The organism is Deltaproteobacteria bacterium, from assembly GCA_016177765.1.
GTDB lineage: Bacteria > UBA10199 > UBA10199 > JACPAL01 > JACOUP01 > JACOUP01.
In genome coordinates this window covers 384,047-398,846 of sequence record JACOUP010000008.1, presented here as the reverse complement: position 1 = coordinate 398,846, position 14,800 = coordinate 384,047, and the positions used below count along the sequence as shown (strand labels likewise).

Sequence of the window (14,800 nt, the reverse complement as noted above, 5' to 3'; positions counted from 1 at the left end):
CAAACGATTCCTTTAAGTAGCGAGCTTTGCTTGGTTTTTGATTCTATCGAACGCCCCTTTTTTAGCAACCTTTTTATGGCCAAAGACGATATAAGGGCCGCTGTGAAAAGATGCTTTGCCCAACAGTCTTGGCGCGTTTTCTTTTTCCTCCTTTTTGCAACGCTCCTTCTCGCTCAATGTGACGATGGTGATGACCTGCTGGATCAGGTTCCGCAACCGAGCGTCACCGCCTTTTCCATCAATAACGCCTCCGATTTGATTGGTGGCCCTGCAGCCCAGGGGGCGTTGGGTGACTTTCTGCTCAAGAATAACAAGATCCGCGTGATTGTCCAGAATGGTGGGCGGACTGCGGGAATCAATCTCTTTGGAGGGAATATCATTGATGCCGACCGGACGAGGGACCCGAAAAAGGAATCGGGCAAGGACCAATGGGGGGGGATGATCCCTCTCCTCAACAGGGAATGGACGGTCAATTATTTTTCGTTTGAAGTTGTTTCTGACGGGAGTGCAAATACCCCTCTTGTTTTGAGGGCTACCGGTGCGATGGATGTCCTGGACTCCCTGAAGGGGGATCAGATTACCAACGCCGTCAACCTGCTGGAAGAGACCGATTTCAAGGCGCCGTTTCGACTCTCGGATGTTAACGATCCTTTTACCTTTTCCAGCCTGAAAGACCTCTCCCTTTTCGTCACGACGGACTACCAGATCAATCCCGGTGAGGAGTTTGTGACGATCAAGAGCTCAATCTTTAACGAGGGAGAAGAGCCGGTATCCCTTCCTGTGGGGGATCTTCTGCTTCCCTCTGGAGAGCTGGAAACACTTTTGCCAAAATCCGGTTTTGCCGGTTCGGCCGTTTTGGATTCAGCATCAGCCCTCTTGTACGGGGCGACCAACAGGCTTTCGAATGTCTCTTATGGATATTTCTATGACCCGGCGGTCTGGCAAAAGGCGAGTGGTCTGGCGGTGGATGGTCTCCAGACTGTTTATCTGAAGGACGGGGTTCCCGACCTGTTACGGCCCAGTGGGGTCTCATCGGTTTCGGTTCCGCCCCAAGGGGCTTTGGAGATTGTTCGGCATTTTGCTGTCGGAACGGGGGATACCGGTTCAGTCCTTTCAATCGGTCTTGTCGCCCTCAAGATTCCGAATACGGCGGTATCGGGTCGTGTTGTGGACTCCTCGGGACAGAAGGTTGAGGGGGCGTTGGTCGCTTTTCTCGATGAGGAAACCGGCGGGACTGTTGCTGTCTTCAAGACCGCTTCCGATGGGCAATTCGGCGGATTGCTTCCCAACGGGAGTGATGACCGTTCGCGACATTTTGGTTCAGGGAGATACCGGATCCGTGTTGAAAAAGAGGGATACCGTGGGGGGGTTGTTGATAACGGTCAGGAATTTGCGGGGAGCTGCAAAAACCTGGCAGAGGAGACCGATCGGGTTGACCTTGGGTCAGGAGCTGTTCAAGATATTGAATGTACGCTAGGGGTTTCTGGAACCGTTGTGATCAATGGCGTTGTGGAACGGATCTCGGGGGGACTTATCCCCACCAATGCCCGTCTCACGATTGTCGGTAAAGATCCGTCTCCCTCTCAGGGGATTTTCCACGAAACAGCGGGCCACCCCACCCCGTATGGCATTGTTGGCACCCACCTGATCAACCCCAATGGAACGATTGACCTGACACAGCAGGCGCAGTTTTCACTGGAACCGGGAAGCTATCTTTTTGTCTTTTCCAAGGGGACGGAATACACCCTGGATCTGCGGTCGGTGACCATCGAGGCTGGCAAGAGGACGCCCCTGACGGCGGTGCTTGAGCGGGCCGTTGGAACTCCCGGATTTATCGGCGCCGATCTCCATACCCATTCCCTGAAAAGTCCCGGTTCGCACCTTTCTTCAGATCTGCGGCTCCTCAGTGCGGCCGCTGAGGGGTTGGATCTTGTCGTCCTGACCGATCGGGACTCCCTCACGGACCCTTCCTCTTTAAAGAAATCGCTGGAGCAGGCGACCCTTCTGCCCAAACAGAAATTAGCCGTCGGCACCGGTCAGGAAATTGCGTCCTTAGTCGGTCGTCTCGGGACTTTCCCGATGACGGCTCAGCCTCTGCTCGCTACAGGGGGTGCTTATGACGGTACGTTGACCACAAAAGATCAAATTTCTCCCAAACCGGATCGGGTCAAATCAATGGCCGAAATCATTTCTGATCTGAAGGCCCTCGAGGGGGAACGATTTGTTCAGATTCATCAAGTGATGGATCCTGCCCAAGGACTGTTCTCTCTGACCCGACTTTTGACCACTCCTGGCTTTGGTCAACCGCTGGCCAGTTTTGCCGATCCGATCCATTTCCGTCTGGAGCCGAACACCAATAACCAGGGGGATTTTGTGGCCCCGTTTCCGTACGGTACGTCGAGCGCCTTTGCAAAAGGGTTTGATGGTATCGAGATTGTGACCGGGTTGCAAAGTGGTGTTCATGGTTGGGATGACTCCTTCAATTTTTTCCGGGCAACGACGCTCCCGACCTGGTTCAACCTCCTTAATTTAGGTCTTGTGGTGACGGCGACGGGGGGTTCTGATTCGAAGGGGTTGCTTCGGGACCCGATCGGATGGCCGAGAAGCTATATCGCCTCCGGTGTTGATCCCGCTGATCATCAAGGGACTGCTGATGATCTCAGCATGACCGATATCGCCCATAATCTGAAGGGGCACAAGGTGGTCATCTCGGCAGGTCCTTTTCTTCAGGTCCATGCCTCGAGCGGTAAAGTACGGGGAGAGGTGGGCGATCTTTTAGCGTTGACGCCCGGTAGTCTCGTGAATCTGGAGATCAACTTTGAAACGCCGGTCTGGGCCGAAGTGGATACCGTCGAGATTTTCGTCAATACCAACCCAAAACCGGCCGCAACCAGTGGCCTCCAGGCTGGCAGGGGAATTATTGATCCCGCCACTCTTTCACCTTATACCCAAGGGGCGGCGAGTTTTGCTAATGAAAAGGCACCCCAGTACCAATACAGCCCCACCTATCTTTTTAGCACTACCGATCAGTCACTTATACTGGAAGGGAAGTTGGGCAGTGACGGGAAGGTCATTGCAAAAAAAGGAACGGTGACCCAGACGATTACGATTAGTCAGGATTCCTGGATTGTTGCGATGGTTCGTGGTTCTGGCGGCACCCGGTCACTCTTCCCCTTGGTTCCGGTTGGACTGGATTCCGCTAAAATCCCGTTCGACACCGATTTTTTCACCAGGATCCCGGGGACTGTCGATGCAATCGGCGGCATCCCGGCCTTCGCCATTGCCAACCCGATCTTTGTGGATATTAACGGTGACACCAACAACGATGGCGAACCGTTCGAAGGGATCTCTATTCAGAACGGCTCCTCTCCCCTCGTTAATCCTTAGCCTTCTTATTTTTCCACGTCTTCTTTTTTGCCGGTTTCTTCTCATCCAGGGTAAAGCCGCGGACACCCGCCGTTCCAAAGGTATCTGTGGCTGAGGGGGTGATCAGGCTCTTCGTTGTTTTCTTTTTTTCTCCTCCAAAGACAGACAGTGTGGGTAAGAGAAAAGTAACGATGACTGCAGAGATGATGAGACTGTGACAGTTCATAAAACCTCCTTTATACACTATAGTGTTAACGTCATCCCCTCGCGGGCCAAACATATTTTTTGCTTCTTTTTTTGGATTTTTTTTTCAAGTTTTCCTAATATTTTGTCATCATGAGCCGGGTCGTGGTGAAAAATAACAAGGTGTTTAGCCTCCACCTGGCGTGCCAGTTTCAAGAGATCGCTGATGGAGGAATGACCCCACCCTTTGTGAGAGGCGTATTCCTGGTCCAGGTATTGTCCGTCATGGATCAAAAGATCAACACCCTGGAGATTCCGGATAAGGGGTGATTCATTCTTCACTGTGGTGTGATGACGGAAACGGGAGAGTGGCTCCCGGTCGGTGATGTAGGCGATCCTTTTTTTGGAGGGAAGGGTGATGAAGTAACCGAGTGTCATGCCGGGGTGGTTCAGGCGAACCGATTCGATAGTGAAAGGGGGGATGGTTCTCCTTTGGTTGATGGTTCTGAAAAAGAGGGAGGCCGGCATTTTGTCCAAGGGGATGGGGAAAAACTCGCGGGCCAGGAAGCTGTTCAAGAGTTGATGGAGACCCTTCCCCCTCCCGCCCGGTCCGTAGAGGTAGAGCCTCCTTCTTTGATAGAGCGGTTTAAAGAAGGGGAGGCCGCAGATATGGTCCATGTGACAGTGGGTGATGAAGAGGTGGATCTTTTGCCTCTTTTTGGCCTGTTCCTTTCCCAACGGGTGGAGTCCGGTCCCGGCATCCAGGATCAGCGTCGTTTCGCCAGAGGTGACCTCGAGGCAAGAGGTGTTGCCGCCGTAGAACCCCGTTTTTTGGCCCGGAACAGGGATAGAACCGCGGACCCCCCAAAACCGGATTGTTGTTTTCATCGGTTAAAACCAGCCCCTTTTTTTGAAAAAAGCGTACAGCCCGACCCCGGAGGTGATCATCAGCCCCAGAACGATGGCGAGGCCTAACGGGTGTTCACTCCCCGGCAGGGGGACGTTCATCCCGTAGATGCCAGCGATCAACGACATCGGCAATGTGATCGAGGCAAAAAGGGTCAGGACCTTCATCGTTTCGTTCATTTTTTGAGAAAGGGCGGCGTTATAGGCATCCAGCGATCCGGAAACCAATTCTCGGAGCGATTCCAACTGCACGGTAGCAATCTGGGCATGGTTGTAGACGTCTCCCAGAGACTGGCGGCAACTCTCCGAGATAACCGGGATCTTGCGCCCCGAAAGGCGCATCAGGATATCTCTTAAGGAAGAGACGGTTCGTTTGAGGGTGATGATATTTCTTTTGAGGTCCAAAATGCGGGTGTTCAACTTTTCGTTAAAGGCAATATGGATCTGATCATCAATCGCTTCGGAGGTTTGATCGATGGTGCGAAGCATTTTGCCATAATCGTCAACCAGATTGTCCAGGACGAGAAAAAGCATGAATCCCGTCGTTTGGGCGAAACGGAACTCACGGGTGTAAGTGGCATTAAAGGCCTCGAGGGCCGGTATCGGATCCGGAGCGACTGTCAGACAGTAACGGGGGGTTAGATGGAGCATCAGGCGGCGGGCTCCAGCCGGTTCCTCTCCCTCGCGCGGCGGTAACCAGTAATAGAGGGTTAGGGTGATATGGTTTTCTGCCTCTGTCAAATCGGGGAGCGACTCCACAGCGGTCAGTTCACCGACCAGCTCCTCGGACAGGTCCAGTCTGGCCCTGGCTTTTTCCAACAGGGCTGATTCCAGCGAGTTGAGATGGATCCAGTAAATCTCCTCTGGTTTTTCTGTTTTAAAAGAAAAGGAGTCCAGCGGTTCTTTTTTGATTTCGCGGGTGGTTAGATTAAAGGTAACTGCCTGTGTTGGAAGAGAAGCCATGGAGCCCTACCTTTATAAAGAAGAACAGAGACCGGGTCAATCAGGAAGAGCAGGATCAGCCCTTCCACCCGGTAACCTCATAGATCTTGACACTCTGTTCCTTCCCCTTCACCTTCACCTCATCTAAGGTACGGGCGATTGCCTTCTCCCGGATCCGTTCGTAGGTAAATTCACTGACGATCAGTTCGGTGTGGTAAGTCTTGTTGAGCGATTCCAGCCGCGAGGCCAGGTTCACTCCATCCCCGATGACCGTGTAGCTCTGGCACTTCTCCGAGCCGATGTTCCCCACCGTGATCGGAGCGGTATTAATCCCGATCCCGATCTTGAGGAGTGGTTTCCCCTGACTTTGCCAGCGGGCCCGGATCTCCCCCACCTTCTCTAACATCGCTAAGCCGGCACGGACCGCCTTGGCGGCATGGTCTTCTGTTTTTACCGGCGCCCCCCAAAAGGCCATGACCGCATCCCCGATAAACTTGTCGAGTGTCCCTTGGTGCTGAAAAACGATATCGACCATCGCCGTGAGGTATTCATTCAACAGGGCGACAACCTCATCCGGCTTTAATTTTTCAGAGAGGGTGGTAAAATCACGGATGTCGGAAAACAAGACGGTGAGGGTGGCATTCTCACCCCCCAGTTTGAGTCCTTCGGGATGGTTCAGGAGTTCTTTTAGGACATCCTCCGTGAGGTATCTGGCAAAGGCGTTCCGTAAAAACCTTTTTTCGCGGCCGGTGGTAAAGTAGTTCCAACTGATCAAGGTGGCGGCATTGACGAGGAGAACAGTTTGCGTCAGGGCGATCGGGACCCAAAGCCCTGACTTTTGAAAGGCAAGAATCCCGCAAGTTGTCGCCAAAATGCTGGCGAGCGCCGTGACCAGCAGTTCTTTGAGGGGTGATTGGGCCATCACTATCCCCAAGCCTGCCAGCAGGGGAATCAGGAGGACGAAGAGGATGACGGCGGGGGGAGGGGCCCGTCGGATAAAGTCACCATGCCAAAGGTTGGAAAGAGCGGTGGCGTGGATCTCCACGCCCGGATAAACAGGGGAGTAGGGATTGGCCCGGAGGTCGAAGAGCCCCGTGGCGGTGACACCGATGAAGACGACCTTGTCCTTGAAGAATTCAGACGCCTGTTCGTGCAATCCAGCCTCAGGGCCCCCGCTCTTCCATTCCTCGCGGGCCTCAAGGATCTTGTCCGCCTCAATATAGGGAAAGGCCCCCTTGGGTCCGTACCAGTGGAGGTTGAAGGTCCCGTTTTTGAGGAGAGGGATCTTTTCAGGCTGGATCTGAAGAGAAAGTTGTTGGGCGACACCGAGGGCCAGGCTTGGGTAGGTTTTCCCCTCGGAGTGATAGAGGTGCTGGTAACGTCGTGTTGGACCGTCGGGGTCGGCGGAGAGGTGGACGCCACCAATGCCAGCCGAGGCCTTGAAAAGGGAGGCAAAGGGGAAAAGCGGTTTTCGATTCTCGGGAAAGTCGGCGGCCAGGACGACTTTTCCGGCCTTGTGGACCTGATCCACAAAGAATCGGTCTCCCTGGGGGTCCTTGGCATTCCTTTCAGGATACAGGATGTCTATCCCGATGGCCCGAACACCGATCGCCCGGAGGTATTCCACCATTTCCCCCATGACCCGGCGGGGCCAGGGCCAGCGGCCATATTTCGGTTCCATCGCCCGGAGGGCGGTATCGTTGATGGTGACAATCACGATGGAAGGGTCCGCCTTGACAGACCGCGGGATATTCCTGAATTCCGCATCCAGGATCTTTCGTTCCATCAGGTGGAGCCAGGCCCCGGCGTTGCGGGGAGATCCGTAAAAAAGAAAGAGAAAAAAAACAGAAAAGAAAAGGGAGAGGAGACCTGCCAAGAGGATCTTTTTTCCCTTTTCCATTTTGGTCTTAGATAGTATAGTCACCCCGTTCTTTCAATGACTTTAATGACGCCCCTTCGGCACAAAAAAGAAGAATACGGCTCCACGATCCTGGCGCTGACCCATTCCTTTTTCCAAACGGTCATTTTTGTCACGATGACCTCGATCTATCGGCTCTTGGGATTTCGCAAAGAGGAGGTGACACTGCATCATGCCGAGGTTTTTCTCGTATCCACGACACTCCTTCTCTCCTCTCTGATCGCCCTTTCACAGATCGTTTTGTGGCTCGGTTGGGTGGTGGTTGTTTTGGGAAATTTACGGATTATCCAGATCATCAGCTTGAACCTGATGACACTCATGTTTGATTTTACGCCGACGGGGGATCCCTCGATTGCGGTGAAGAGGGCCCGCTGGCATCTGGTCGCGATCGGGTTTTCGTTTATTGATGCGGTGTTGTCATTCGCCTTTATGTACCAGTTTTTCGACCAGCGGTACCAGATTTTGAACAACCACTTCCCCAATTTTTTCCATTACGTCTACTACAGCGTGATTACCATTACTACTACCGGTTACGGGGATGTCTTTCCGGTGGTGCTTCTGGGTAAATTTATCGCGATGTACGAGGCCTCGGTTGGTCTCTTCTTCCTCGTCTTCCTGGTGTCCGGCGCGGTGGGACGACTGCAAAAACATGTTTAATTTTTTTTGTTTTTCATCGCCTCAATCAAAATCTTGGCGATTTCGGGACGGGAAAATTCTGGTGGGGGGAGTTCGCCGCGGGAGAGGAGTTCACGGACCTTGGTGCCGGAGAGGATGACGCGGTCTTCGGCGGCATGCGGGCAGGTCTTGTTCGAGGCCATCTCTTCGCATTTTTTACAGAAGAAACTGTGATCAAAGAAAAGTGGGGTGATACCAATCTCCTCCGCAGTAAACTCGTCAAAAATAAAGTGGGCGTCGAAGGTGCCGTAGTAGTTTCCGACGCCGGCATGATCCCGCCCGACGATAAAATGGGTGCAACCGTAATTTTTACGGATCAGGGCGTGAAAGATCGCCTCGCGCGGCCCGGCATACCGCATTGCCGCCGGATTGACCGCCAGGACGACACGATCCTTGGGGTAATAATTCTGGATCAGGAGTTCGTAACACTTCATCCGGACATCAGCTGGGATGTCATCTGATTTGGTTTCTCCCACAATCGGGTGGATCAAAAGTCCGTCGCAAACCTCAAGGGCTGACTTGGTCAGGTACTCATGCGCCCGATGGATCGGGTTCCGGGTCTGGAAGGCGACCACCCGCCGCCACTTTTTCTCTTCAAAGATTTTACGGAGCTCAGCCGGATCTTTGCGATAGTCTGAAAAATCAGGGTAGGCGACACGGTTGAGGACCTCCACCTTTCCAGCCAGAAAAACCTCCCCCTGTTTTTTGATGGCGGCGACACCGGGGTGGGACTCCTCTTTGGTCTTGTAGACCTTTTCCGCCTCCAACTCCTTTTTGGCGAGGTATTTCTGTTCGAGGAGGAGGAGGGCGAATGCGGTCCCCGCCTCATCGGTCAAGACGACCGGCTTGTCCAGAGGGTACCGGGCCGCCTCCTCTTTGGTGGCCGAGAGGGTGACCGGGATCGTCCAGGGGAGTCCATTGGCGAGTCTCATCGTGTCGACAACGGAGAGGTAGTCTTCCTCTCCCATGAACCCTTCAAGGGGGGAGAGGGCCCCGCAGGCGATCATATCGAGGTCGCTCTTTTCACGGTCGGTCAGTCGTTTTTGGGGGAGTGAGGGGATCAACCTCATCCGGTCTTCCCGCTCACGGCCAGCCAACGCCCTATTGACGAGCTTTCCCCCATGGGGAGGGATCGGTATTTTCATGATCGTGGGTTCTGTCATATTTTTGGCAACTTGTCCATGGTTAAGCCGATGAAGGCGCTAGCTGGGGGTATCGAATGGGCTTTCAGGGTATTCCACCCAAGGGGGCAGGCGGGGGTCCGGTACTTTATTGCTCTGAGGCCTTTGATCCAAAGGACCCCCAAGATCTTACCACCCTTGAGTCTCCTCCCTCTTGGTCTGAAGAGAGACCCGAGGACCAGATCACCCCGGCCTCTCTGGAAGAGGCGATCGGGATTGGTTACCGGCAAAGGGGTTTTGCGGCCCAGGATGAGGCGATCCGTGCGGCCGAAGAAACGGTTCAGGGGGCTCAAGACAGCTATTTTGCCCTCGTCCGGCGGTCCTCTGAATATTCTACTTTTGATCGTCGCCTTCTTGCCGCGGCGGCACGGTTACACCAGGCCGAGACCGAACTCGCCCATTTCCAGAAAGATCGCCGGGGGACGATGACGGAGCTGGTCCGCTCTGTTTTTTCACAAGCCGCCCAAAGACCTGTCTCCGAAGAAGAAACTGAAGAAGGATTCACCGCCGCGACCTATGAACGGGTAGCGATCGGTTTTGAAACCGTCGGCGAAAGGCCGGAGGCCCGGCATTATTATACAGCGGCCAGCCGTGTTGCCGAGACGATGGCGGGCAGGGCCTTTTATCAGGTCCAGGCCTTGGCGCAACTGGATGAGGAGGAACTGGCCGATCACCGTGGTGAAATCGCCCGGATGTTCGACAGCCGTCTTCCGGCCCTGAAGGCCCTCGTTTTGAAACAGGAAGGGAGTGACAGAAACATCGGGGAAGACCTGGCCGCGACGACCGCCTTTCTCAGTCGGCTTCGGCAGTCGGGGAGTGTCGAGGAGGCGCTGGCGATCGAGGCCGATTTTCAAAGGGCCAACCCGCGGGCCCATACCGCGGCCTTGAACAACCTGTCTGGTAATCACCAAAATCCTTACACCCCAGAGGTTTCGATCGAGGAGCTGAAGAATGCTGGCTATGACCTAACCCACGATCTCTCGTTACCCCCTGGCTCCCTCTGGGAGGTTCAAAAGGGGCGCGCCGAGGCCTTCCGTCTCCTCCACCGGATCGACGGGAAAGGTTCTTCCAAGGGTGGTTCACCCAAACGCCTCTTTGAAACAGGGGAGCGTTTTGACAGGATGGTTCGCGAGCGTCTCAGCGAAACAAAAGGCCGCCTGCCGGTCGGCGAGGCGTACCTCTATGCCACTCTTCTGGGGGAGATGCTTATTGCCGCCACCGTCCGGGGAGGCAGTTTTGAAAAACTCCTGCAGGAGAATGAACGGGAAGCCCTGGACCGGCAGGCGGCCTTGTACGCCAACCGGGTCAAAACAATCGGGGAACAACTAAGACCTTATGAAACCGGAAAAACCGGTAAGGGTGTGTCACACAATGGTGTGTCACCCAAGGGTGCTTCGCCCGACCCCGTCTATGAAATGAGGGCTTCCTTGGAGATGCGGCTCGAGTTTGACGGCCGGATGGCCCGTCACCTCTACCCGGAGGCGCTTGATGAAGCCCTCCCGTACCTGATGCAGGTTCACGGCGATTCCGCACGCGTCCAGGATCGTCTGGCGGTGATCGCCGCCCTGTATCCCGATCATTTTGACAGAGGTTGTCTTGTGGCCGGTCTTGATTTTTCAGAAACCGAGGCGGGTCGGGAGGCCGCCTCGCGGGAAGAGGCGATGTTCCTGACCACCGGTGGGTATGAGGAGATACTCTACTCCATGGCGGCCGGTGTTGGTGGTGGTGCGGCCGGGTGCGGTGTTGCCGGTTTTATCGGCGGCGCGGCCGGCTTCTTCGCCCCTATTCCGGGAGGGATGGTTGGCGGCGCGGCCGGGGGTTGCAAGATCGGCGCTGTTGTAGGGGGTGGCGCTGCCGCCGCAGGATTGACCTATTCCCGTGTCCGTGGAAAAGTAGAAGCCCATCAGGAAGAGATCGCCGCGGCCCTACAGGCGGGGGTCTCCCAGGTTGGGCGTCGTGAAGCGGAGAGTTACCGGCTGGCCTCTCGTCTGACGGTCGGTCTCAACAGCCTCTGGGGCCTTCCGTTGGGAGGGGTGGGGGCGGAGGCTGTCAGGGTCGGGTTGCGTCTGGCCGGTAATACGGTTCGTCTGACGAAAGGAGCCCTGATGGCGCTGAGTAGCACACCCCTGGCTGTGGAAAGGGGGGCCTTGGATCTTGGGGCGTTGGGACTGGCCTCTCTCGCCTCTCTTCCGCGGGGAACACAGGCGATGATCGCTGGCGGCACCTTGCTCAGCGCTGACTATCTGGCGATCGATGAGGTCAGCCTGGAGGGGGTCCAGTGGGGGGCTGATTACCATATCGATACGGTCGTCGGGCTCGCCGGGACCCTCCTGTTTGGTGCCGGTCTTGGGTCGCGTCTCTTTCAGAGCCGGGAGTTTGAAAAAAGATTTTACCAGTTCCTTGTTGAAGGACGGCCGCAGGTGGCTACCAATCCGGCGCTGTACAATGGTTCGCTCTGGGCCAGGGTCTGGACGGAGGCAGGACTCCTTGTCGAGGGGGGTGGCACCCTTCAATGGGCCGGCTTTTCCACGAAAGAGGGGGTCAAGAGGACGCTGGGGGCCCCTTTCAATGCGTTGTTCCAGCCCCTGGAGCGGTGGAGCGTTCCGGTCCTCGCGGCTGATTTTACCGTGGCCCAGTTTACCGATACGGAAGGGTGGGATGATTCCCATGGCATCCGTCGGACCCCCCACTTGAGTATTGTGGGGGGATTGGCCCTGGCCTTGGCCGGCGGCAATCGGGCGGCGATCCGCCTTTTTGGAATCCATCCGGAGGCCCAACGTTTCTACTTTGCCCTCGACCGCTTTCTGGATATGTACATGTTGCACTCATCGGGCAATACCAATTTTCTCGAGGCCGACTGGTACCGGGTCGGGATGAAATATGTCAGCGGCTGGGGGGTTGGCCAGGTCCGCGGTAACATGCTTCGCTTTGCCCTCGCGCGGGCTTATGGGAACCGTTTCCTGGAAGGGGTTCGCCTCGAGATAGGCAACTGGAGAGGCCCCCTCCGCCGGCTGTCTGAGGTGGGTGAGGCGGAGAAGAGCCTTCATGCCAAGTTGCTGGAGGCGAGCGACCGTCTCCACTGCCGGGTGAGGCTCGATCGTTCCGGGGCCTTGATCCGGGAGGATGGAAAGATCCTGACCGGTCTGACCCCCGCGGAGAAAGAGGCCCTGGTGGCTGTTGTCAATGAAGGGCGGGTACCGGGCCATCGGGTGGCCAATTTTGAGGCGCTCTTTCACGGGGGGGCCGGGAGCCTTCTCCTGGCGGCGAGCCCTATTCTTAACAAAAGGGGGATCGCCGCCTTTTCAGTTCTTCATGACACGGTGATTGGAACCACTTATGATTATGTGCGCGGTGAGTATCTCCTCTTTGGTGACGGGGCGGGGTATGCCCTCTGGACCCTCCTGCGGTCGATCTCGATCCTTCCGGTCCGGACATTCCTCAAGATCCGGTTTGGCTGGCACAGCGGCGCCGCCGTGGCCATTGATCAGTTCCCCCGGATGACGATTGACCCTTACTTTACCAACTGGACAAGGCTCTACGCCGGCGCCGGCCTCTGGTGGTCGCATTACGACGACCAGGCGGTTGCGCCGCAAGATCTCGGGGCCTTTCTGGCTTTCCATACCGGCAATGACTATTGGGCGGCCAACGGGATCGATTCCTGGAACCGGAATCACTTTCCACTAAACGCGTTGCCCGGTCTGGGGGATCCGGAGGAACCGGTGGTGGACACCTTTGCCGATGGATACCGCCTGTTGACGGAAAAACTGATGAAGGGAAACCTGGACAGGGATTCCATGGAAATGGCGGACATCCTGGTTTCTGAATTGATGGATGAGGCAAAAGGACGGATCGCTGAGAAGCTAAATGGAGTCAGTCTCCCCCACAAGGTGGCAGGGAACGGGCAGACGGTCGTTGAGCATGCCGAGGTCTATGCCGCGGTTGCTTGGGCGGTCCGCCAAGCCAAGGGTGGTTCACCCAAGGGTGGTTCACCCAACCCGGATGCCTTCAGCGAGACCTTCAGGCGCCACGGTTCCTGGATTGAAAAGGTCTTGGGGGAGGAGAAGCCGGCAACCCCTGCTGATGTTGCCAGACTGGCGACGAAATTTGGGGAGTTCACCTGGTTTGGCGAGAAGTTAAGAATGATCCCGGGGGTCGGTCCCTCTATGCCGACCTGGCCGGAGGGGCGTTCCAAGGGGTATGACCTGACACAGGGGGATATGGTTCTCTTTAAGGAGTAGGGGCCGCCCCTACTTGTTATTTTTATGTCGATGGGTCGTCGGTGTTGCGTTCCAGAGGAGACCGGCAATCAGCGCGGCGGCGCAACCGGCCCCAATCCAGTAGCCAAATCCCCCAGCCCAGCCGTAGTGATCCAAAAACCAGCCGGTCCCGACGCCGGAAAGGCTCGCCCCGGCATAGCCGAAAATACGGGTGAGTCCGATTGCCGAGGAAGCGGCCTTGCGCGAGGCAAAGTCAGCGGCAAAGACCCCCTGCAGGAACTGCGGGATGTAGATCCAAAAACCGATCATCGCGATGGCGATACCATCGACCACCGGCCGGCCGGCCGGGTTGACGTAGAAAATCACCAGTCCGATGACCGAAAAAATAAAACCGACGCAACAGATCGGACCACGGCGCCCTTTGGTCCATCGGTCGGAGATAAGACCACCGATGATCGGACCGGCGATCCCGGCAATCTCAAGAAGGCTCACCACGATCCCGGCCTTGGCGATCTGGCTCCCCTTTTGCTCCACGAGGAACTTGGTCGCCCAGTCGAAGGCACCGAACCGGACGATGTAGAGGAACATATTCATCAGACCGATCATCCAGATGTAATGGTTGTTGAGCACCCGGTGGAAAAGGATCTGACGGACCGTCTCCGGTTCGTCGGTCACCTCCGTGCCATCCTTGTTCAGCTCAATGTCGTTACGAAACTCCGCAATATTCGGAAGCCCCATCGACGGGGGGGTGTCACGGAGCCGGTTCCAGAGAAAAAAACCGGTGACGATACAGAGAGCGGCCGGGACGTAGAAACTGGAACGCCAGCCGTAGTGTTGAATTAAATAACCGGCCAGGATCGCAATGACCGCCCCACCGACCTGGTGGGAGATATGCCAGATACTCCAGGTGAAACCGCGCTCCGAGACGCTGTACCAGTTGGCAAGCAGTCGGGCACAGGGGGGGAACCCCATCGCCTGGACATAACCATTGATCCCCCAGAAGATGGCGAGGGCCCAGAGGGCCGAACTCATCCCGAAAAAGATGTTCATCAGCGCGGAGAGGAAAAGACCGACCGCCATAAAATAACGGGGGTTTGCCCGGTCGGCGATGATTCCGTTCACAAAACTGCCGATACCGTAGGTCACATAAAGGAGAGAGCCCAGGATCCCCAGTTGCGTGTTGCTGTACCCGAGATCGGACGACAGCGCGGGGAGGGCGATCGAGATGTTCTTGCGGCAGAAGTAAAACAGGGCGTAGCCGACAAAGAGCGAATACATGACCCGCCGCCGCCAGTATTTGTATTTTTTCTTGATCTCCTCGGAGTCGGTGATGCGCGGGGCCGGAGGTTGTGTCGCGAGGGCGTGATAGATCTCTTCCAGAAGCATGGGGCCTTCTAATCGGTCTCTCCGAA

General features: G+C 55.9%; 9 protein-coding genes. 3 read left to right on the top strand and 6 right to left on the bottom strand.

Annotated elements, in window-relative coordinates; genetic code table 11:
• The first annotated feature begins 102 nt into the window (after positions 1-102).
• Positions 103-3,387 (top strand): hypothetical protein, encoded by a 3,285-nt coding sequence (locus HYS22_04325; GenBank protein MBI1909376.1) that lies wholly within the window; start codon positions 103-105, stop codon positions 3,385-3,387.
• On the opposite strand, the gene HYS22_04320 is transcribed toward HYS22_04325, so the two are convergent.
• The 4 genes from HYS22_04320 to HYS22_04305 are packed head-to-tail and all read right to left on the bottom strand — an operon-like array spanning position 3,377 to position 7,297.
• Positions 3,377-3,592: a hypothetical protein gene (locus HYS22_04320; GenBank protein MBI1909375.1), complete on the bottom strand. Its 216-nt coding sequence runs from the start codon at positions 3,590-3,592 to the stop codon at positions 3,377-3,379. The two genes, HYS22_04325 and HYS22_04320, sit on opposite strands and share 11 nt — an antisense overlap.
• A 17-nt stretch (positions 3,593-3,609) precedes the next feature.
• Entirely contained in the window at positions 3,610-4,437 is an 828-nt protein-coding gene (locus HYS22_04315; GenBank protein ID MBI1909374.1) for an MBL fold metallo-hydrolase, read from the bottom strand.
• 3 nt (positions 4,438-4,440) lie between these two features.
• Complete coding sequence (locus tag HYS22_04310; protein MBI1909373.1) at positions 4,441-5,418, bottom strand: magnesium transporter CorA family protein; 978 nt, start codon at positions 5,416-5,418, stop codon at positions 4,441-4,443.
• Positions 5,419-5,473: 55 nt separating this feature from the next.
• A complete protein-coding gene (locus tag HYS22_04305) occupies positions 5,474-7,297 on the bottom strand; it encodes an adenylate/guanylate cyclase domain-containing protein (GenBank protein MBI1909372.1) in 1,824 nt (607 codons plus the stop codon).
• Between the two features lie 45 nt (positions 7,298-7,342).
• Here HYS22_04305 and HYS22_04300 point away from each other — a divergent pair, with 45 nt between their 5' ends.
• Entirely contained in the window at positions 7,343-7,972 is a 630-nt protein-coding gene (locus HYS22_04300) for a two pore domain potassium channel family protein (protein MBI1909371.1), read from the top strand.
• On the opposite strand, the gene sat is transcribed toward HYS22_04300, so the two are convergent.
• Positions 7,969-9,135 (bottom strand): sulfate adenylyltransferase, encoded by a 1,167-nt coding sequence (sat, locus tag HYS22_04295; GenBank protein ID MBI1909370.1) that lies wholly within the window; start codon positions 9,133-9,135, stop codon positions 7,969-7,971. The two genes, HYS22_04300 and sat, sit on opposite strands and share 4 nt — an antisense overlap.
• Positions 9,136-9,209: 74 nt before the next feature.
• Between sat and HYS22_04290 the strand changes: the two genes are divergently transcribed.
• Positions 9,210-13,409 carry a hypothetical protein gene (locus HYS22_04290; GenBank protein ID MBI1909369.1) on the top strand — a complete coding sequence of 1,400 codons (4,200 nt, stop codon included), beginning with the start codon at positions 9,210-9,212 and terminating at the stop codon, positions 13,407-13,409.
• A 9-nt stretch (positions 13,410-13,418) separates the two neighbouring features.
• Here the strand turns inward: HYS22_04290 and HYS22_04285 are convergent, their stop codons facing one another.
• Entirely contained in the window at positions 13,419-14,774 is a 1,356-nt protein-coding gene (locus tag HYS22_04285) for an MFS transporter (GenBank protein ID MBI1909368.1), read from the bottom strand.
• Between the last annotated feature and the right edge of the window lie 26 nt (positions 14,775-14,800).